Consider the following 19,549-nt stretch of genomic DNA (forward strand, 5'->3'; position numbering starts at 1 on the left):
TCCATCCTCGACACCCCGCCCGACATCCCTTCCATGCGCGCATCGCGCACGCCCCCCCCACTCCGGAGATCCACCATGCCACGCAACATCCTGAAGACCCTGCAGAACGAACACGACGCGCTGCGCGAGCTGTTCGCCGAGATCAACGACACCACCGACCGCGCCGCCAAGGGACGCGCGCAGTTGCTGGAATCGATCGAAGCCAACCTGCTGCCGCACGCGAAGTGGGAGGAAGCCGTGTTCTATCCGGCATTCGCCGAACGCGCGAACCGCGACGGCCTGAAGGCCCATGCCGAGGCGGTGCTCGAGCATCATGCGGTCGAGGACGTGGTGATGCCCGAAGTGCATGCCGCAGCGACGAACACCCCGGAATTCGCCGGCCGGGTCAAGGTCTTCGGCGAATTGATCGACCATCATGCGAAGGAGGAGGAATCCACCCTCTTCAAGATGGCGCGGAAGCTGTTCACCTCCGAAGAACTCGCTGCGTTCGACGAGCAGTACGAGGAATGGAAAAACTCCAGCGCGGCCTCGCTGGTCATCGCCGGCGAGAAAGGCAAGACGCAGGTGAAGTCGGCGATCAAGTCGCTCACGAGTTGATCGATTGCAGTACGGATCGCGCGGAGGTCGCCCTGCATCACCGCTTCGCAAGGGACGGGGACCCGCTCCCCCTTGGCTTTCGAGCCTGCCGAAGCGGATATCGGTCACCGAGGTTCGTGATGATGCAGGGCGCGAGCGATCACCGGAAACAAAAAAGCCACCCTCGCAGGAGGATGGCTTTTTTCGTGTACTTCCGGAGGTCCGGAAGACTGCAATCAAACGATGGCCTGAAACAATGCTCGAACCATCGATTCAATTGGTGGGCGGTACAGGGTTCGAACCTGTGACCCCTACCATGTCAAGGTAGTGCTCTACCGCTGAGCTAACCGCCCATTCTGGGGTGCGTCAGTGCCGCGTCCCGGAAGGGCGGCAATCATAGCACCGGTCTTTGCGTAACGGAACCACCCCCGGCAGAGAACCGCCTGACGAGGGCCCAGTGGGTGGCGCCGTAGGCCACGCCGGCCAGCACCGCCCAGCAGACCAGCAGGTGCAGGGCGGGCGGGCCGAGCTGTTGGCCGAAGAAGGGATCGGTCCAGGCGAAGTTGACGTTGTCGGCGGCGGGGGCCAGCCAGCGGCCGGCCAGCATCGCCAGCGCGGCGATCACCGCCTGCAGCGGCCAGCCGCGCGGGTCGTAGCCGCTGCGGCGGAGGACCGCCCACAGCAGCAGCGGCCAGGCGACGTGATACAGCGACAGCAGCCGCGCGGGCAGCGGGTACTGCGGGTCCCACATGTAGCTGGTGCCGCCGTAGAGGAATTCGCCGGTCAGCAGCTTCCAGGCGACGTCGACCAGCCAGGCCAGGGCGATCACAGGCGCGGCGACGGCCTGGCTGGAGACCAGCAGGCGGCTGCGCACGATCAGCGCCAGCGCGGTCAGGATCACGCCGATGTTGCACAGGAACAGGAAGTTCAGCACGCCGTAGGCGGACTGGTAGATCGGCAGGTAGACCAGCAGCCACAGCGCGCCGAGCCAGCCCCAGCGCGGCATCTCGCCCGGGCGCGCAGCCGGGCTCATCCCAGGCTCGCTTCCTTCAGCTGGCGGATCTGGTCGCGCACGCGCGCGGCGTCCTCGAACTCCAGGTCGCGCGCGTGCTGGTACATGGTCTGCTCCAGCGCCGCGATCTTCGCCGCCACCTGCGACGGCGACATCGCGGCGTAATCCTCGACCGGCTCGGCCACGCGCTGCGTCCTGCCGCGCCCCTTCTTCTCGCCCGGCGCGGGCTCGGCGCGCGCGCCCTCCATCACGTCCATGATCTGGCGCCGGATCGAAGTCGGCACGATGCCGTGCTCCGCGTTGTATTCGAGCTGCTTCTCGCGACGGCGCCCGGTTTCGTCCAGCGCGGCCTGCATCGAGCGGGTGATGCTGTCCGCGTACAGGATCGCCTTGCCTCGCACGTTGCGCGCGGCACGGCCGATGGTCTGGATCAGCGAACCGGCGGAACGCAGGAAGCCTTCCTTGTCCGCATCGAGGATCGCGACCAGCGACACTTCGGGCATGTCCAGGCCTTCGCGCAGCAGGTTGATGCCCACCAGCACGTCGAACACGCCCAGGCGCAGGTCGCGGATGATCTCCACGCGCTCCACGGTCTCGATGTCGGAGTGCAGGTAGCGCACCTTCACGCCGTGGTCGCCGAGGTATTCGGTCAGGTTCTCGGACATGCGCTTGGTCAGCGTGGTCACCAGCACGCGATCGCCCATCGCCACGCGCTCGTGGATCTCGCCGAGCAGATCGTCGACCTGCGTGCCCACCGGACGGATCTCGACCTCGGGATCGACCAGGCCCGTCGGACGCACGACCAGCTCGACCACCTGCCCTTCCGACTTCTCCAGCTCGTACTTGCCGGGCGTCGCCGAGACGAAGATCGTGCGCGGCGCACGGCCTTCCCACTCCTCAAAGCGCAGCGGGCGGTTGTCGAGCGCGGACGGCAGTCGGAAACCGAACTCCACCAGGGTTTCCTTGCGCGAGCGGTCGCCCTTGAACATCGCGCCGATCTGCGGAACGGTGACATGCGATTCGTCGACCACCAGCAACGCATCGGGCGGCAGGTAGTCGAACAGACAGGGCGGCGCCTCGCCCGGCATGCGCCCGGTGAGGTGCCGCGAGTAGTTCTCGATACCGGTGCAGAAGCCGACCTCGGCCATCATCTCCAGGTCGAACTGCGTGCGCTGGCCAAGCCGCTGCGCCTCGACCAGCTTGTTGGCGGCGTAGAGCTGTTCGCTGCGCTCGCGGAACTCGACCTTGATCGCCTCGATCGCCTCCAGCACGGTGCGCCGCGTGGTCACGTAATGCGACTTCGGGTAGATCGTGTAGCGCTGCAGCTTGCGCACGCTCTCGCCGGTCAGCGGGTCGAACTGGGTCAACTGCTCGATCTCGCCATCGAACAGTTCGATGCGCAGCGCCTCGCTGTCGGATTCGGCAGGGTGCACGTCGATCACCTCGCCGCGCACGCGGTATGTACCACGTCGCAGCTCGGTGTCGTTGCGGCTGTACTGCATCTCGGTGAGCCGGCGGATCAACTCGCGCTGGTCGATGCGCTCGCCGCGCACCATGTGCAGGACCATGCGGAAGTATTCGTTCGGATCGCCCAGGCCGTAGATCGCCGAGACCGTGCAGACGATGATCGCGTCGCGGCGCTCCAGCAGCGCCTTGGTCGCGGACAGGCGCATCTGCTCGATGTGCTCGTTGATCGAGCTGTCCTTCTCGATGAAGGTGTCGCTGGAGGGGATGTACGCCTCCGGCTGGTAGTAGTCGTAGTAGCTGACGAAGTATTCGACCGCGTTGTGCGGGAAGAACGCCTTGAACTCGCCGTACAGCTGCGCCGCCAGGGTCTTGTTGTGGGCCATCACCAGGGTCGGCTTCTGCACGGCCTGGATCACGTTGGCGATGGTGTAGGTCTTGCCCGAGCCGGTCACGCCCAGCAGCGTCTGCCGCGCCAGGCCGCCCTCGAAGCCGTCAATCAGGGCCGCGATCGCCTGCGGCTGGTCGCCGGCCGGTTCGTACGGCGCGACGAGCTGGAACGGGGCGTCGGACATCGTGCGGGGGCGGCCCATCACTGCCTCGGTCGCGCCGTCGGTCGTCGCATCGGGCTTCGGGGCGGATTTCGCGTCGGTCATCGGGGGGATTCGGCAGCAGGCGACAAGGCAATCCGAGAGGATAACAGCCCGCCATGGCAGGACCTGTCAGCAGCGGATGCGGGGTTTTCCTACGCTCAGGCAGGCTGCGGACCGATCCCCGTGGCGGCCCGGCGACGCGAGACTGCCGGCATTCCACACCCACACGGAGCCGCCCGATGTCCGCCCTGCCCCGCCTCGACCTGCCCCGCCGCACCCAGCGCGGCTTCACCCTGCTCGACCTGCTCATCGCCGTGACCATCCTCGCCCTGGTCCTCGGCATCGCCATCCCGGGCGTGACCCACGCCGTTGCCCGGGTCCAGTCGGTGTCCGCACGCTCGGCCCTGACCGCCGCCTTGTTCGATGCCCAGCGCAACGCCACCGTACTGGGCCGCCAGGTGGTCGTCTGCGCAGGGGATGCCGGCGGCTGCAGCGGCGGCATCGACTGGAGCGACGGCTGGATCGTGTTCATCGACGAGAACCGCGACCGCCAGCGGGGGCCGGGCGAGCGCCTGGTCCGCCAGGAACCCGCGCTGCCCCGGGGCGTCGGCCTGCACGGCACCCTCGGCCGCAGCCGCGTGATCTACCTGGCCAACGGCAGCAATACCGGGTCGAACACCACGTTCACCCTCTGCGACCGGCGCGGCCCGCAGGACGCCGAGCGCCTGATCCTCGCCAATGGCGGCCGCCTGCGCCGGGATCGCGCCGAAGCCGCCCCCGCCGTCGCCTGCGTCGCGGGGCTGTGACGACACCGGATCATTTCCGTGTCTCCGGACGCTTGATCGCGCCGACGCAGCCCATTAAGATACGCCTCCCCGCCCGAATAGCTCAGCCGGTTAGAGCACTTGACTGTTAATCAGGGGGTCGTTGGTTCGAGTCCAACTTCGGGCGCCATCTTCCGGAAAACCCGCGACGAGAGTCGCGGGTTTTCTTTTGGGCGATCCTCAGGCTTTCCGGACCGATGCGGCAGAAGTGCCCCGGATTCGAGAAGGATGTCACCGATCAGGGATCATGCATGGCATCAAAGCGTGCAAGTCCGCTGCCGGGCGCAGAACAGATTCGATTCCGGCGGATGAGCGACAAGCGAGCGTCACCGGAGCGCGCCGACAGCCTGCACGAAGATCCAGGCAAGCACGGGATAGGCAAAGACGGCCGCCGCCGACCACGCCAGCGACTTGCTTCGGTTGCGCAGCAGCGCGAGCATCGCCAGGCAGGACATGGCGTACATGATGGCCGCGATGAAATAGGCCTCCGGTGCCGGGACGAAAACCGACGTCCCGCCGCGGCGGGGCGAAGTCTCATAGCCCGAATAGGCAACGATCAAGGTGCCACCGAGAAGACCAAGAAAGAAAAGCGCCGCGATCGACACGCGCGCGGGCAGGTTCAAGTCAGATGCGTTCGGCATGAAACTCCCACAGTGTCAGGCCGCTCCGCAAGACGACTTCGGCTTGAATGCTGACATGGACTCGCATCCACCCGAGTCCGCCATCACGGATGCTACTCCCGTCACGATCGATCCTGCAAAGCGGGGCGCATCGCGTGAGGACTCATGCAGGCAATGCCGATCAGAACGGATTACGGCCTGCGCCGGGATGACGATCAATGATTACCGGCGAGGCGAATCTGTCGAGCATCGCGCGCAGACGCATCAATCCTCGAACAGGGGCGGTTCACGCACCGGTTTTTGCCTTTGCAGGGCGGGCTCAGCCCCGCATTACGTATTTGTGACCAAGTGAGAAGCCAGTCCAGGGTCATGACCGGAATCGCACAACACCAAGCCCGCGACTAGCGCAAACCGAAAGCCCACCATTCAATCTCAGGCAGCAGCGTACGCCTCGATCATGCACGTCGCGTCACTGTGCAGTGCGACGTGCACGAGCACGACGCGAGGCAAGTCCACCACCGGATGCCTCGCATGCCGCTTGCAGAAATCGAAGACTTCGCCCAGCGACTCATCCGCGTGCCATGTGGTGAACACATCGCATTCATCCGGAATGTCACCATAGTCGAACGCTTCGAGATTCGCGATGTCCACCGAATCGTCCCAGGTCGTGCAGTCGTGCCCCCAGGCCATCATGTAGAGACAGCCCGACTGCACCAGCCAGTCGCTGACCTTCCCTTGCCAGCCGCTCTCGACCTGCGCCTCGATGATGACCAACGCGCGGAACGGCGACAGGTGGCCGATGTCGGGCAGCGGGCTGCCGGGTGGGAGGTGGAGGTAGTGGGGTGTTTCGGTCATGCGCGCAATGCTCGGCCGATATGTCCACCGCGATCAGCGGCCACTGAAGTAGTTGTAGCACCCGATGGCGACGATGAGGACCGTCAAGGCGATGAGGTCGACGCCCTCGATGTCCACGTCCGACCGAAGAATCCTGCGACGCCAGGACGGAACCAGCAGACACGGCGCCACGACCACCAGGCCTGCGCCGAGGCTGGCCAGGCCGAGCCAGACATTGAATTGCCAAGCGTTCAAAAACTGATCGATCATACGATATGACACGTGTCGTCTGATGGAAGCGGCGCCACAGAGCGTGGCATTTCAAAAAGCTGAAAGCGAAGGCACGTCGAACGACGGATCAGGGCTCGACCAGCGACTGCGAGGCCCCGTTGCTGGCGCCGATCGGGCCGATGGCCGTCAGGTCGATGCCTTCGATGCAGGCGAGGTTGTAGCCGTACTCGGTCGGAACGCTGCGGCGCTGATGGTGCGTGTAGATGCCGCAGATGCTGCAGAAATAGTGCTTGGCGATCCGGGTGTTCCACTGGTACAGGCTCAGCTTGTCCGCGCCCCGGACGACGCGAAGGCGGTCCAGCGTCACTCCGGCCATGATCGCGCCCTTGCGACTGCAGATGGAGCAATTGCAACGGCGGATGTTCTCGTGAACATCGATCAGGTCCACTTCAAACTCTACCGCACCGCAATGGCAGGACCCTTTGACCGTCTGCATGGACATGCTCTCGACCCGATACGCGAACCGGCTTCACCGGGAATGGCGATGCCATCGTGCAAGCTTAGCGCAGCCACATGCGCGTCGCCACGAATCTGCGCCAGGATGACGGTGACTGAGTACGGATGGCGATGCATTGTTCGCACGTCGCGCCCAAACGGAAAAGCCGTGCAATAGGGTGCGGTTGACCGCACCGGCTTTTGCTTTTGCAGGGCGAAATCAAGCCCGCCTTGCGAATTGCTTGCTACTTCGGCTGCATGAGCCACGCGTGGCAGGATCCGCATGATTGCTCCGCTTCCGGATGCGCAATCGTGAAGCCATGCGGCCCAAGCCAGCCTGTGACCACTTCGTTGCACTTGGGACAGCGAGGTCGCCCGACAAGGATGTTGTTCCAGATCATGGCCAACACGATCAGAACCAGGCTGACACCAATGGCATGCACCAACCAGCCGCTATTCTTGATGGTGTCAGACCCGATAGCCGCGAAGCAGATGGCAATGAAGCAGAGACCGGCCACCCGATGGGTCATCCGGAGGACGCAGCGCAGCCTTTGATGCGGCTGACAAGTCTTCCGCCAAGCATCAATGACGATCGGGTCGACGTCAGCGCTCACGCCCATGATCCAATACCCGAATTGTGTCGCGCCTCAACGCCATGTCGAATTGCGAAGACGAACGCGATTGAACGGAATGCCGGCACAACGCGCTAGTCATCGAAATCCACCCGATCGTCCCAACGGCTGCTCGAACTGCGAACCCCCGTCCTCGACAGGTGAGTGCCTTCTTCCGCCGCTTCGTCGCGCTCGTCACTTTTCAGCTGGAACGCGGACACCATGGCCAGGAAGCCCGACCCGAGCGCAAGCCAATAGGTCCACGACGGGACGGATCCGAATGTGTATCCCGCGACGATCACGATCACGCAACAAACGAGCACGCTGGCGCTGATGGCATAGAGGGCCTTCCAGAACTTCCTCTGGCCCGGCGTCAGATCGTCAGGAGGGGATGAAAGATCTGTCATTCATGAGCTCCCAGTCGATGCAGGCATTGGACCACGGCAGCATGCCAGATGGCCTGCAGCGCGCGCCACTGCATACCGCCGCGTCGATGCAGGCTGGACTGCGCGATCCGAGGACGCGGGTATGGCGATGCAATCCTCGTCATCCCGGCGCAGGCCGGGATCCCGCTTTCAAAGCCTTCAAGGCTGGGTCCCGGCCTGCGCCGGGACGACGATGAAAGCGCGCGGGCGAGGCGAATTTGTCGTGCATCACGCGAAGATGCATCGACCCTCGAATAGAGTGCGGTTCACCGCACCGGCTTTTCGTACCGTATCGATCAAAGCGGTGCGCCGAGGCACACCCTGTGGCGCAATCCGGGCGCGGGGATGGCCCGCGCCCGGGGAAGCATCACGCAGCGGCGTCTTCCAGCGGCACCAGCCTGTTGTCGCTGTCGTATTGCAGGCCGCAGACCATCGCGGCCATGCCGCGCAGCGCGGCCTGCGGGCTGGCTCCGCTGGCTTCACAGAGCGCGATGAACTGGGGCGGGACTTCGACCAGAAGAACGTTGGAAGTCATCAACTGCTGCTTGGGCTTGGACATGACGGCACTCCGTTTCGCCCGACGCCCGGAGTGGGCGCCGTTGGCGAGTCCAATCCGCATCGCGCGCAGGCGCGTCAAGGTTTGCGCAGCAATTCACCTCGACCTTGACGCGCCGAGCACGGTGCGACCGTGGGACGACAACGGAGCACATATCGATAAACCTTCCGCGCCCACGCCTTTGATCTTGATCTATTGGGGCCCCTGGTTACGACGGGCTTCGCGGATCTGGCCCGCAGGGCGCGCGGCAGGACGCCGCGCGTTTTTCGACCAGCACATGGATGTGCTGTCGAAAAACCCCGCCAAGCCCGTGGACCCGGCGCGCAGCGCCGGGCGTAACCGACGGGGTGTGCTTTCTTTTGGTTACCTTTTCTTTGCACAAGCAAAGAAAAGTGACTCGCTCGCGGCAGCGAGCGAAACACAGGCCGGGATTAATATATTTACGCCTTGCTTAGCGAAGCGACATGCAGGCCCCTCGCCTTCAGCTCGGGATGACAGGGAAGGATTTCTGAGCCAACTCGATGATTCATCGTGAGAAAATGTGGGGATACCTCATACTCAAGCCCGCCTTACGAGTTCAGAATGGGGGTAATCAATCCTTATCGCCCACATGGCCCATATAGCCGCCACACTGATAACAACCGCTTATCATTGACTCTTCTGGCAATGCGCTGGTAAGCGAGCCGCACCATTCACAAGCATCAATTTCGTCCTCATCGAACAACGAGAAGCACTCGGTGCAGAACCACTCTCCGGTTTTTAAATGTGCGGCAGATTCGTAACCTTCACATTCGCCGCAATTAGCCCAGGCAGACCGATCGACATCATGCGGGCGCTGGAACTCGATCAGGCTCTCATTTTCAATTAGCGCTTCAACTACGGCCGGCGAATATACATGATCGCAAAGTCGGCAGCACTCGTAGGCATCGTCGATAAGGATAGATTTTCCGCACTCTTCATTCACGCAATTAAGCGTGACAACTACCGACGCATAGCCACAAGTCAAGCACTTAGCTAGACCAATCCAAACGAGCTCACTCACCTCGAATGATTCAAACCCGCACGATGGACAGCCCATGAAGTGACGCCCAGCCCCCCGTGCAGCTGAGATGTCATCGGTGAGCAGCATAAATTTTCGCTCGAGGGATTTCGTCTGCTCGCGCATCCGAAGATCCAACTCGCTGATTTTTTCGGCGTGAGCGTCGAAGTGATCCTTCCATCGCCCAGACAACAGTCGGCGCAAGTAAAGCCACCCCTTAGCATGATCCGAGACGATCCGATCAAGTTCTTTGGCTGCTACTGCGCCATCGCCTTGGGAAGCATGGGCAAAGTGCACCATCTGGTTGCGCTCTTGGCGCAACCCGTCGAAGCACTTCAACTCCTCTTCTAACAGACCATCCGCCGCAATCTTTGCAAGCCGCTCGTTGGCCTCTCTCAATCCGACTGACTGAAAGTCACCGCGTTGGAACTTCGTCCTGTCAGCCTGTTCGGGCTTAGCGACGGTCAAGGCCCAGTGTTCCTTCAACAGCCGCGCTTTAACGAACAATTCGATTGCGCTGTAGAAATGGATCACTGAATACTTGGGATGCTGTTCCAGCTCATCGATGGAACGCCCAAGGAAATCGAACGCATTCCGTACAACATCGTCGAACCGTTCGCTCACGCTCGGCCTCCTTGTATGGGTTAGATCGCCACGCCTACATCGGTGCGCAGCCCAGGCATGGGGTTGCCCCAATCACTCGTCAACACGATCAGAGCCAAGACAGCCCCACAAGCGGGGTTCACTCCGCTCACCCCACCCTACAACTCACCCCGCAAACCCATCCCGCGTCAGATTCTCCGGCGCACGCTCCGTGCACACCACATCATCCTCGATGCGAATCCCGCCATAGGGCTTGAAGCGTGCGACGGCGTCCCAGTTGACGCTGTCGCCCTGCCCCTTCGCATTGAGTTCGTCGAGCAGCATGTCGATGAAGTAGATGCCCGGCTCGATGGTGACGACCATGCCGGGGGCGAGGACGCGGGTGAGGCGGAGGTAGGGGTGGCCGTCGGGCTTGGCGATGGTGCCGCCTGCGTCGGAGGCAGCGAAGCCGGCGACGTCGTGGACCTGCAGGCCGATGCCGTGGCCGATGCCGTGCGGGAAGAAGGCGCTGCTGACGCCGGTGGCGACGGCGGCTTCGGGCGAGACGGTGATGACGCCGAAATCGCGGAGGATGCCGGCGAGCGCGAGATGCGCGTCGAGGTGGATCTGCTTGTAGTCGGTGCCGTCGCGGACCTGGTCGCACATGCGCAGCTGCGCGGCGTCGACGGCGTCGATCATCGACTGGAATTCGTCGTGGCCGGCGGCGGCGTAGGTGCGGGTGATGTCGGCGGCGTAGCCGCGATGGCTGCCGCCGGCATCGATGAGGAAGCTGCGCGACTGCGCGGGCGGGCGACGGTCACGGTCGGTGTAGTGCAGCACCGCGCCGTGTTCATTGAGGCAGACGATGTTGTTGTACGGCAGGTCGTTGGCGTCCTGGCGCGCGGCCTGGCAGTAGGCCAGGTGGATGCCGAATTCGCTGGCGCCGGCGCGGAAGGCGCGCTCGGCGGCGCGATGGCCGCGCACGGCGACGCGCGTGGCTTCGCGCATCATCGCGAGTTCGTACGGCGTCTTGAAGGCGCGGTGGTAGTGCAGGTAATCGAGCACCGCCTGCGGGTTGTTCGGTGCGAACGCGCCGTACTGGCCCAGTGCGCTCTGCGCTTCGCCGAGGATGGCGCAGCGCGCGGCGTTGCGCGGCAGGTGCTGCTTGGCGTCGTCGGCGTTGCGGATGATCTGGATGTCGAAGTGTTCGACCCAGTCGCCGTTCGGCGCTTCCGGCACCACGTGCCAGTAGTCGTGCGGCTGCAGGAAGATGAGCTTCGGGCGCTCGCCCGGCGTGTAGACCAGCCAGCTGCCCGGCGTGTTGGTCAGCGGCAGCCAGGCCTTGAAGTGCGGGTTGACTGCGTAGGGGTAATCGCGGTCGTCGAAGACCTGGTAATGCAGGGTGCCGCTGGGCACGACGAGGTGGTCGAAACCGCCGCGTGCGAGCGCGGCGTCGGCGCGCGCGCGCACGGTGTCGAGATGGGCGGCGTACAGGCGGCTGGAATGGTCGGCGGACATAGGGGTGGCGTGCTTGTGTCGTGTGTGTCGAGGAGATGGCCGCCTCGCGGCGGACCATGGGAAAGACCGTCGACGCGTCGTCAGTCGTAGGCGGCGCCGGGGGCGTCGACCCAGTCGTGCAGACGGTCGCGATGCTCATCGGTCATCGAAATGAAGCGGAAACCGGCCCAGAACTGGCCGGGCGTGCTGGCGCGATCGCACCACAGCAGGTGCGCGCCGACTTCCAGTTCGGCGCCCTCGATGCCGGGCAGACGGAAGCGGAACTGGTACAGCGCGTCGTCGTTGAGCGACATGTTCGCCATGAGCAGCATGCCGCCGTCGGAGAGGTTACCGATGCGGCCGACCACGTCCTCGGTCATGGTGTCGCTGACCAGGATGGTGTCGGTGACCTTGCGGCGGGGAGAGCGCCGGTGTTCGCGCGTGCTCATGCAGCGGGATCCCTGGAAGCAGGCGTGGAACGGATGGCGGTATCGTCGTGGCCGGCGTCGTCGAGCGGCGCGGCGGGCGCGGAGCGCACCGCGATGTCGTCATGGTCTTCGCTGTCGTCGCGGCGCCCGGCCAGGCTGCGCAGCGCGCTGAGCGCGGCGTTCCAGGCGCGATCGAGCAGGCGCGCGCGCTGCGCGGTGACCACGCGGATCTGGTCGCGCGCCATCATCCGCGCCAGGCTGTCGAGCGAGTGTTCGCCGACGCGCTGGCCGCGCTGGTTGACGAACAGCGCATTGCCGGTGACCGAGCTGTGCCAGGACATGCGGCGGCGGACCACATCGCCCTGCTGGTTGGTGACGAATTCGATCCAGGTGCCGAACGGCAGCAGGCGCAGCTGCTCGTGGCAGGCTTCCTCGTGCGGCGTGCGCGGCGGCAGGTCGGGCTTGCGGGTCTTCTGTGCATCCTCGCCCAGGCGCACGCGCGCGCGCAGCTTCATCGTCAGTTCGGTGCGCGACTCGCCGTCTTCGTCCTCGCGCACGCTGCTCGACAGCCGCTGCGCGATGGCGTCGGCTTCCTCGTCGTGGTAACCGACCTGCTTGAGCGCGGCTTCGACATGGGTCTTGAGCGCGGCGTTCTCGCCGGCGGCAGTCTGCCCGGTGCAGGCTTCGACGATCTGCCGCGTGGCATCGAGCTGGCGGTTCCACTCCTCCGAGCCTTCGCCATGACGCAGGCAGGTGAGCGTGAGCACGTCGGCCCAGGCCTGGTTGAGCAGGGCGCGACTGAACTTGGGCAGGGGGCGTTCGCCGATCTGCGCGGCCAGCGTCTGTTCGACGCGGAGCTTGGCGGCTTCGAGCTTTTCCTTGCCGCGCGCGGCTTCGACGTGGCGGCGTTCGAGGGTTTCGGCGCGGCGTACCTGCGCGTCGATGTGCGCCTGCAACTGCTTGTTGCTCTGCTCGAAGGCATCGAGCTTCGCGCCGTCGTACTGCTTGACCGCGTGGGTCACCGCCTCCTGCAGCGGCTTGAGCAGCGCGGGATCGAAGTCGTCGTCGGCCAGCCACTTCGCGGCGGTGTCTGAGACGTTGCTCAGCAGTTGCCGGGCCGGGTGGTTCGGGCGGACGAAGAACGCGCGGTCCTGCAGGGCGACGCGCAGCAGGGTGACCTGCATGCGTTTGATCAGCGCCGCAGCCGGCGCGTCGGCGCGCATTTCCTGCTGCAGGTGGTTGTAGAGCAGGCCGAGCAGGTCGAAGGTGTCGTTGTCGGCGGGGCTGAGCGAAACCGCCTTGCCGTAGCGCTGCCGCGCCTGGGCCAGCAGGGAATTCTTCAGATCGGCGACCGACATCGACGCACCGCCGGCGGCGGTTTCGGCGTCCAGCCTGCCCAGCCCCTGCAGCAGGTCGGCCGTGGGCATCGGCTGTTCGCTGCGCTGACCCGGCGGCACGGGATCGAGACGCTGCTGCTCGGCACGGCGCTGGGTCAGCAGCTTCTGAAGTTCGTTGAAGGACTTCTGCTCGTCGACCGGGACGGCGCCCATCGGCTGGCCGATCCAGGCGGTGTGCGGCCGGTGGGGATCGTGCGCGGCATGTTCGTGGCTGGCGTCCTCGCCAAAGGCCGTCGCCGGATCGGCGGCTTCATCGCCCCAGGCGCCGATGAGCCCGCCTGCCGCAGCACCGTGATCGGGACGGCCCGGGTCACGGCGACCGTGGGACTGCCCGCCGACTCCCTGTCCGGCACGGCCTGGACCGCTGCCGGAACCGCTCGCGCGACCGGCATCGATCGCCCCCATGCCTCCCGACATGCCGCCCGGCGTACTCCAGGTCGCACCCTGGCCATCGCCGCCCTGCCCGCCGGCGGCGCTGAGGGCCGGGGCATCGCGCCCGACCGGTGCGCCCGCACCCGCGAGGGCTTCCGCACGGGGCGCGCGCATCGCATCCGCAGGCCTCGCTTCGCTCGTGGCCCCCGATGGTTCGGCGTCGGTGCCGCTGGTCGCGCGCGTGCGCATCGGCACGTAACTGAGGCCCGGCAACACGCCTTCGCCGATCAGCAGGGCTTCGAGCTTCTCGAACAGGGTCTGGCAATGGCCCATCACCCGGCGGTCGAAGGTCCGGTAGAACAACAGGCGCGCGTCGTGTTCGAGTTGCAAGACCTCGGCGGCGTGACGGATGGCGCGACACAGCGCCTGCGGTCCGACCGGGTTGCGTTCGCTGTCGAACGCCGGCATCGCGCCGAGCACGCCGAAGCGCTGGCCGAGCAGGTGCAGGGTGAGGTTGGTGCGCGATTCCTGGCGCGAGGCGATGGCGTGCAGCACCGCGCCCTCGTCCATCACCGACTCGTCGACGAGGCTGAGGTTGCGGAAATTCAGCGGCGTGGCGGTCGGCACCACCGTGCGCACCGGCATCAGGTGCTGCGGCGTGCGGATCGACGCCAGGCCGCTTTCCAGCGCCAGCATGAAACGCGGCACCAGGTCGTGGCGGTTCAGGCGGACCACGCGCAGCGTCTGCATGTGGTCGAACATCGAACCGCCACGGGTGGTGCCGGAGCGTTCGGCGAGGCGAAAGAGTTCTTCCTCGAATTCGGTCACCGTCGCGACGAGGTTGCGCTCCAGCTCTTCGCTGTACAGCGCGAGCGTGCGCTCGAGGATGCGGCGCACGCGGCGCGGCAACCCGGCGGAGGCCAGAGTCCTTGGCACGACGAAATCCTGGGGATCGTTGGGCGAAGCCATCGGGGCCTGTCGAAGTGCGACGTTATCCGCATTTCTTAACATGCCGGGCCGCGCGCGCCAACCGTTCGCAGCGGAACGGTGGATCGGGCAACGGATCCGGCATGCGGGAAATCAGGCATCGTCGGTGGGAAGGAACAACGAGATCGCGTCATTGGCGAAACGTTGGCCGGCATCGGTCGGGGACACCCGCGCGCCGTCGATCCGCAGCCAGCCACGCGCTTCGGCCTCGGCCAGCGGCGCCACGATGGCCGCGCGGGACAAGCCGGTGCGCGCCTCGAAGCGGTCCAGCGGGAAGGCTTCACGCAGGCGCAGCTGGTTCAGCATGAACTCGAACGGCAGCTGCGCTGCGGGGATCACCTCGTCGCCGCCGATCGCGGCCGGGGTGCCGGCCTGGGCCAGATACGCCGCCGGATGTTTCAGCTTCCAGCGGCGCAGGATGCGATCGGACGCATGCGGGCTGCCGAGCTCGGCCTCATCGCTGCGCGGCAGGCTGATCTTGCCGTGCGCGCCCGCGCCGATGCCGAGGTAGTCGCCGAAGCGCCAGTAGTTGAGGTTGTGCGCGCACTGCCGGCCCGGTCGCGCATAGGCGCTGATCTCGTACTGCGCGTAGCCGGCATCGGCCAGCAGGGCCTGGCCGCGCTCCTGGATGTCCCAGGCCGCGTCCTCGTCGGGCAGGCCCTGCGGCGGGCGGGCGGCGAACACGGTGTTGGGCTCCAGCGTGAGCTGGTAATGGCTGATGTGCGCGGGCGACAGCGCGAACGCGCGCTGCAGGTCGTGCTCGGCCATGGCCAGCGTCTGCCCGGGCAGGGCGTACATCAGGTCGAGGTTGAGGTTGTCGAGGCCGGCGTCCTGCGCCAGCTTCACCGCCGCGTCTGCCTGGCCGCTGTCATGGATGCGGCCGAGGCGCTTGAGCACCTCGTCGTCGAAGGTCTGGATGCCGAACGAGATGCGGTTCACCCCGGCCTTTCGGTAGTCCTCGAAACGGCCGTGCTCGGCGGTACCCGGGTTGGTTTCCAGGGTGATCTCGCAGCCCGGCGCGAAGCGCAGTCGTGCAGCCGCGCCCTGCAGGAAGCGATCGATGGCCTCGGCCGGGAACAGGCTGGGCGTGCCGCCGCCGAAGAACACGCTGTGCACGGTGCGTCCCCAGACCAGCGGCAGGTCGTGGTCGAGATCCGCGAGCAGCGCGTCGACATAGGCCGCGAACGGCGGCGGACCGCCGCGATGCTCGTGCGAGTTGAAGTCGCAGTACGGGCATTTGCGCACGCACCAGGGCATGTGGACGTACAGCGACAAAGGCGGGAGGCTCAGCATGGCCCGCACTCGGATCTGGTCGCGAAAATCCCCCGCATCCGCTTCGCGCATGCCGCCCCCTTTTGCAAAGGGGGCTGGACGACTTCGGCAGCAGCCTGCCGGGGCCCATCCGGCATCGCGATAACGACCACACGTTCATGTCGTGTCAGAAGGCGACGAAGCTCGATGCCAAGACGACACGCCCCCCCCTTTGCAAAAGGGGGGCTGGGGGGGATTTGAACGCCACGATCCACCATGACGTCAGCGCAGCACTTCATGCAGCCGCGCGCGCAGCTGCGCGAGGGCGACACCACGATGGCTGAGGCGGTTCTTCAGCGCGGGCTCGAGTTCGGCGGCGCCCATGTTGCGCGACGGATCGAAGAACACCGGGTCGTAGCCGAAACCGCCGGTGCCGCGCGGGGCGTGCAGGATGCGGCCTTCCCACGTGCCTTCGGCGACCAGCGGCTGCGGATCATCGGCGTGGCGCAACAGCGCGAGCACGCTGACGAAGCGCGCGGTGCGGCGTTCGTCGGGCACGTCATGGATGGCGCCGAGCAGCTTGGCGATGTTCGCCGCGTTGTCGCCGTGCACGCCGGCATAGCGCGCGCTGTACAGGCCCGGCGCACCGCCGAGCGCGTCGACGCACAGGCCGGAGTCGTCGGCGAGCGCCGGCAGCCCGGTCGCGCGCGCCGCATGACGGGCCTTGAGGATGGCGTTCTCGACGAAGGTCAGACCCGTCTCCTCGACATCCTCGACACCGAATTCCGACTGCGCATGCAGGTCGATGCCGGCGTCGCCGAGCAGGTCGCGCAGTTCGGCGAGCTTGCCGGCGTTGCTGCTGGCGAGGACGAGTTTCATGGCGCGGCTGGCTCCAGCAGGTCCCACTTGTTGCCGTACGGGTCCTCGAACACGGCGACGATGCCGTAGGCCTCCGTGCGCGGAGATTCGAGGAAATGCACGCCGGCGGCGGTCATCGCGACATGATCGCGATGGAAATCGTCGGTCTGCAGGAAGAAACCGACGCGCCCGCCGGCCTGGTCGCCGATCCGGGCGCACTGCGACTCGCCATCGGCACGCGCGAGCAGGATGCCGGTTTCGGCGCCCGGCGGCGCGACCACCACCCAACGTTTGCCTGCGCCACGGGGGGCGTCCTCGCGCAGTTCGAAACCGAGGGTGCCGACGTAGAACGCGATCGCGGCGTCGTAGTCGTCGACCACCAGGGTGAACAAGGCGATGCGACGGGCACGCATGACAGGGGCGATCAACCGCCCAGCGCCGCGCGCTGCGCGTCGAACAGTTCGCGGATGCCCTTCTCTGCCAGGCCGAGCAGTGCATCCAGCTCGTCGCGACGGAACGCATGGCCTTCGGCGGTGCCCTGCAGCTCGATGAAGCCGCCGCCGTCGTTCATGACGACGTTCATGTCGGTGTCGCAGTCGCTGTCTTCCGGGTAGTCGAGGTCGAGCACCGGCACCCCGCGATACACGCCGACCGAGACCGCCGCGACAGCACCGTGGATCGGATCGCGGGTGAGTTCCTTGCGCGCCTGCAGCCAGCGCACGGCGTCGACCAGGGCGACGTAGGCGCCGGTGATCGCGGCGGTGCGCGTGCCGCCGTCGGCCTGCAGGACGTCGCAGTCGAGGGTGATGGTGCGTTCGCCCAGCGCGTTGCGGTCGACACAGGCGCGCAGGGCGCGGCCGATCAGGCGCTGGATCTCCAGGGTGCGACCGCCCTGCTTGCCGCGCGCGGCTTCGCGGTCGCTGCGGGAATGGGTGGCGCGCGGCAGCATGCCGTATTCGGCGGTGACCCAGCCCTCGCCCTTGCCGCGCAGGAAGGCCGGCACCTTGTTGTCGACGCTGGCGGTGCACAGCACCCGGGTCTCGCCGAAGCTGACGAGGACCGAACCCTCGGCATGGCGGGTGTAACCGCGCTCGATGCGGACCGGCCGCATCTGGTCGGCCACGCGGCCACTGGGTCGGACGATGCTCATGCGGGTGCCTGCCTGTCGGAAAGCGCGGCAGTTTACCCTGTCACAGAGCCGGCCGCGCCGCGCTGGCTGGCCGTACCCGGCCGGATGCCGGAGAATGGCCGCCCCCCCGCCTTCCCGGCGGCGCCTTCGAGGACCACCCATGATCCGCAGCATGACCGCTTTCGCCGCAGGCGAGCGCAACACCCCCTGGGGCACCCTCGGCTGCGAACTGCGCGCGGTGAATCACCGGTTCCTGGAGCTGGGCGTGCGCCTGGCCGACGACCTGCGCGCGGTGGAGCCCGCGCTGCGCGAGAAGGTCGCCAACCGCATCTCGCGCGGCAAGCTCGAACTGAACCTGCGCCTGCGCCATGGCGGCGACGAGAACGGCCTGCAGCTCAACCCGGCCCGCGTCGCCCAGCTCGCGGCGATCGGCCGCAACCTGCAGGAGCACTTCCCGGCGATGCGCGTGGAAATGACCGACCTGCTGCAGTTCCCCGGCGTGCTGCAGAGCCAGGCCGGCGATCCTGCCGCACTTCACGCCGAAGCGCTGTCGCTGCTGGACGAGGTGCTGACGCAATTCGTCGAAGCCCGCGAGCGCGAAGGCGGCAAGCTCGCAGCGGTCATCCTCGAACGCGTCGACGCCATCGCCCGCCACGCTGCAGACGCGCGCGCGCTGATGCCGGCGATCCGCGCCGGGCAGAAGCAGAAGCTGGAGAACCGTCTTGCCGACCTGCCGCAGCCGCTGGATCCGGGCCGGTTCGAGCAGGAACTGGTGATCGCGCTGCAGAAGCTCGACGTGGACGAGGAACTGGACCGCCTCGACAGCCACATCGCCGAGCTGCGCCGCGTGCTCAAGCAGAAGGACGCCGTGGGCCGTCGCTTGGACTTCCTGCTGCAGGAGTTCAACCGCGAAGCCAATACCTTCGGCTCGAAGTCGGTCGATGCGCGCACCTCCGCACTGGCCGTAGAACTGAAGGTACTGATCGACCAGATCCGCGAACAGGCGCAGAACATCGAGTAAGGCCGACGCGAACACGATCGACGTCGAACCGCCACTTCACGCCACACGAACCGAACCCCAGCCCATGCGCGGAACCCTCTTCATCGTCGCGGCGCCCTCCGGCGCAGGCAAATCCAGCATCGTCAACGCCTGCCTGGCGCGCGACCCGAACATCGCCCTGTCGATCTCGTTCACCTCGCGCGCGCCGCGCCCGGGCGAGCGCCATGCGCAGCACTACCACTTCGTCGGTGCAGACGAATTCCAGCGGATGATCGACGCCGGCGACTTCTTCGAATGGGCGAACGTCCACGGCGACCTCAAGGGCACCGCACGGCAGTCGGTGGAGCCGCAGCTCGCCGCCGGGCGCGACGTGCTGCTGGAGATCGACTGGCAGGGCGCGCAGCAGGTGCGGTCGAAGGTGCCCGACGCGGTCGGCATCTTCATCCTGCCGCCCTCGCGCGAAGCGCTGGAGGAGCGCATGCGCAAGCGCGGCCAGGACAGCGAGGACGTGATCGCGCGTCGCCTCGCCGCAGCGCGCGAGGAGATGTCGCACTTCGGCGAATTCGACTACGTCATCGTCAACGAAGTGTTCGACACCGCCGTCGACGAAATGTGCGCGATCTTCACCGCCAGCCGCCTGCGCCGGAACCAGCAGATCCAGCGCCACCACGAGATGATCCAGCAGTTGCTCAAGTAATCGGTTCGCGCCGCGACACCACGAAAAAGGGCCGTCTTGCGACGGCCCTTTTCTGTTTCCTTCGATGACGG

At 66.2% G+C, this 19,549-nt stretch carries 21 protein-coding genes and 2 tRNA genes; 5 read left to right on the top strand and 18 right to left on the bottom strand.

The window, feature by feature from the left end:
* Nucleotides 1-75 precede the first annotated feature (75 nt).
* Complete coding sequence (locus tag ACFQ0E_RS18460; protein ID WP_386826376.1) at nt 76-597, top strand: hemerythrin domain-containing protein; 522 nt, start codon at nt 76-78, stop codon at nt 595-597.
* Nucleotides 598-854: 257 nt separating this feature from the next.
* Here the strand turns inward: ACFQ0E_RS18460 and ACFQ0E_RS18465 are convergent.
* The 3 genes from ACFQ0E_RS18465 to uvrB all read right to left on the bottom strand — a co-directional run bounded on the left by ACFQ0E_RS18465 (nt 855) and on the right by uvrB (nt 3,627).
* Nucleotides 855-929 (bottom strand) — tRNA-Val (locus ACFQ0E_RS18465).
* Between the two features lie 41 nt (nt 930-970).
* Nucleotides 971-1,609 carry a hypothetical protein gene (locus ACFQ0E_RS18470; RefSeq protein ID WP_386826378.1) on the bottom strand — a complete coding sequence of 213 codons (639 nt, stop codon included), beginning with the start codon at nt 1,607-1,609 and terminating at the stop codon, nt 971-973.
* Nucleotides 1,606-3,627, bottom strand: a complete 2,022-nt coding sequence (gene uvrB, locus ACFQ0E_RS18475) for an excinuclease ABC subunit UvrB (RefSeq protein ID WP_386826469.1) — start codon at nt 3,625-3,627, stop codon at nt 1,606-1,608. The genes ACFQ0E_RS18470 and uvrB overlap by 4 nt, the downstream gene beginning before the upstream one ends.
* Before the next feature lie 257 nt (nt 3,628-3,884).
* On the opposite strand from uvrB, the gene ACFQ0E_RS18480 reads away from it, so the two are divergent.
* Both ACFQ0E_RS18480 and ACFQ0E_RS18485 read left to right on the top strand, forming a co-directional pair.
* On the top strand, nt 3,885-4,451 hold the full coding sequence (locus tag ACFQ0E_RS18480; protein WP_386826380.1) for a GspH/FimT family pseudopilin: 567 nt from the start codon (nt 3,885-3,887) through the stop codon (nt 4,449-4,451).
* 71 nt (nt 4,452-4,522) lie between these two features.
* Nucleotides 4,523-4,599, top strand: a tRNA-Asn gene (locus ACFQ0E_RS18485).
* Between the two features lie 196 nt (nt 4,600-4,795).
* Here the strand turns inward: ACFQ0E_RS18485 and ACFQ0E_RS18490 are convergent.
* The 15 genes from ACFQ0E_RS18490 to rph all read right to left on the bottom strand — a co-directional run bounded on the left by ACFQ0E_RS18490 (nt 4,796) and on the right by rph (nt 17,802).
* Nucleotides 4,796-5,092 (bottom strand): hypothetical protein, encoded by a 297-nt coding sequence (locus tag ACFQ0E_RS18490; protein ID WP_386826382.1) that lies wholly within the window; start codon nt 5,090-5,092, stop codon nt 4,796-4,798.
* A gap of 429 nt (nt 5,093-5,521) precedes the next feature.
* A complete protein-coding gene (locus ACFQ0E_RS18495; RefSeq protein WP_386826383.1) occupies nt 5,522-5,944 on the bottom strand; it encodes a DUF7684 family protein in 423 nt (140 codons plus the stop codon).
* A 33-nt stretch (nt 5,945-5,977) separates the two neighbouring features.
* On the bottom strand, nt 5,978-6,193 hold the full coding sequence (locus tag ACFQ0E_RS18500) for a hypothetical protein (protein ID WP_386826385.1): 216 nt from the start codon (nt 6,191-6,193) through the stop codon (nt 5,978-5,980).
* Between the two features lie 88 nt (nt 6,194-6,281).
* Nucleotides 6,282-6,656: a GFA family protein gene (locus ACFQ0E_RS18505; RefSeq protein ID WP_386826387.1), complete on the bottom strand. Its 375-nt coding sequence runs from the start codon at nt 6,654-6,656 to the stop codon at nt 6,282-6,284.
* Between the two features lie 238 nt (nt 6,657-6,894).
* Complete coding sequence (locus ACFQ0E_RS18510; RefSeq protein WP_386826389.1) at nt 6,895-7,263, bottom strand: hypothetical protein; 369 nt, start codon at nt 7,261-7,263, stop codon at nt 6,895-6,897.
* 92 nt (nt 7,264-7,355) lie between these two features.
* Nucleotides 7,356-7,667 (bottom strand): hypothetical protein, encoded by a 312-nt coding sequence (locus ACFQ0E_RS18515; protein ID WP_386826390.1) that lies wholly within the window; start codon nt 7,665-7,667, stop codon nt 7,356-7,358.
* Nucleotides 7,668-8,052: 385 nt separating this feature from the next.
* Entirely contained in the window at nt 8,053-8,244 is a 192-nt protein-coding gene (locus ACFQ0E_RS18520) for a hypothetical protein (RefSeq protein ID WP_386826392.1), read from the bottom strand.
* A 589-nt stretch (nt 8,245-8,833) separates the two neighbouring features.
* Nucleotides 8,834-9,904 carry a hypothetical protein gene (locus ACFQ0E_RS18525; protein ID WP_386826394.1) on the bottom strand — a complete coding sequence of 357 codons (1,071 nt, stop codon included), beginning with the start codon at nt 9,902-9,904 and terminating at the stop codon, nt 8,834-8,836.
* Nucleotides 9,905-10,048: 144 nt separating this feature from the next.
* A complete protein-coding gene (pepQ, locus tag ACFQ0E_RS18530) occupies nt 10,049-11,380 on the bottom strand; it encodes a Xaa-Pro dipeptidase (protein ID WP_386826396.1) in 1,332 nt (443 codons plus the stop codon).
* Nucleotides 11,381-11,460: 80 nt separating this feature from the next.
* Nucleotides 11,461-11,808: a PilZ domain-containing protein gene (locus tag ACFQ0E_RS18535; protein ID WP_386826397.1), complete on the bottom strand. Its 348-nt coding sequence runs from the start codon at nt 11,806-11,808 to the stop codon at nt 11,461-11,463.
* Nucleotides 11,805-14,525, bottom strand: a complete 2,721-nt coding sequence (locus ACFQ0E_RS18540) for a DUF1631 family protein (RefSeq protein ID WP_386826399.1) — start codon at nt 14,523-14,525, stop codon at nt 11,805-11,807. The genes ACFQ0E_RS18535 and ACFQ0E_RS18540 overlap by 4 nt, the downstream gene beginning before the upstream one ends.
* Nucleotides 14,526-14,636: 111 nt before the next feature.
* On the bottom strand, nt 14,637-15,836 hold the full coding sequence (hemW, locus tag ACFQ0E_RS18545; protein ID WP_386826401.1) for a radical SAM family heme chaperone HemW: 1,200 nt from the start codon (nt 15,834-15,836) through the stop codon (nt 14,637-14,639).
* Between the two features lie 240 nt (nt 15,837-16,076).
* A complete protein-coding gene (gene rdgB, locus ACFQ0E_RS18550) occupies nt 16,077-16,673 on the bottom strand; it encodes an RdgB/HAM1 family non-canonical purine NTP pyrophosphatase (RefSeq protein ID WP_386826403.1) in 597 nt (198 codons plus the stop codon).
* Nucleotides 16,670-17,065, bottom strand: a complete 396-nt coding sequence (locus ACFQ0E_RS18555) for a VOC family protein (RefSeq protein WP_386826405.1) — start codon at nt 17,063-17,065, stop codon at nt 16,670-16,672. The genes rdgB and ACFQ0E_RS18555 overlap by 4 nt, the downstream gene beginning before the upstream one ends.
* Before the next feature lie 11 nt (nt 17,066-17,076).
* On the bottom strand, nt 17,077-17,802 hold the full coding sequence (gene rph, locus ACFQ0E_RS18560; RefSeq protein WP_386826407.1) for a ribonuclease PH: 726 nt from the start codon (nt 17,800-17,802) through the stop codon (nt 17,077-17,079).
* A 139-nt stretch (nt 17,803-17,941) separates the two neighbouring features.
* Between rph and ACFQ0E_RS18565 the strand changes: the two genes are divergently transcribed.
* Nucleotides 17,942-18,802 carry a YicC/YloC family endoribonuclease gene (locus tag ACFQ0E_RS18565; protein ID WP_386826409.1) on the top strand — a complete coding sequence of 287 codons (861 nt, stop codon included), beginning with the start codon at nt 17,942-17,944 and terminating at the stop codon, nt 18,800-18,802.
* 64 nt (nt 18,803-18,866) lie between these two features.
* Entirely contained in the window at nt 18,867-19,478 is a 612-nt protein-coding gene (gene gmk, locus ACFQ0E_RS18570) for a guanylate kinase (RefSeq protein WP_386826410.1), read from the top strand.
* Nucleotides 19,479-19,549: the final 71 nt, after the last annotated feature.

Source organism: Lysobacter brunescens, from assembly GCF_042677005.1.
GTDB lineage: Bacteria > Pseudomonadota > Gammaproteobacteria > Xanthomonadales > Xanthomonadaceae > Lysobacter_I > Lysobacter_I brunescens.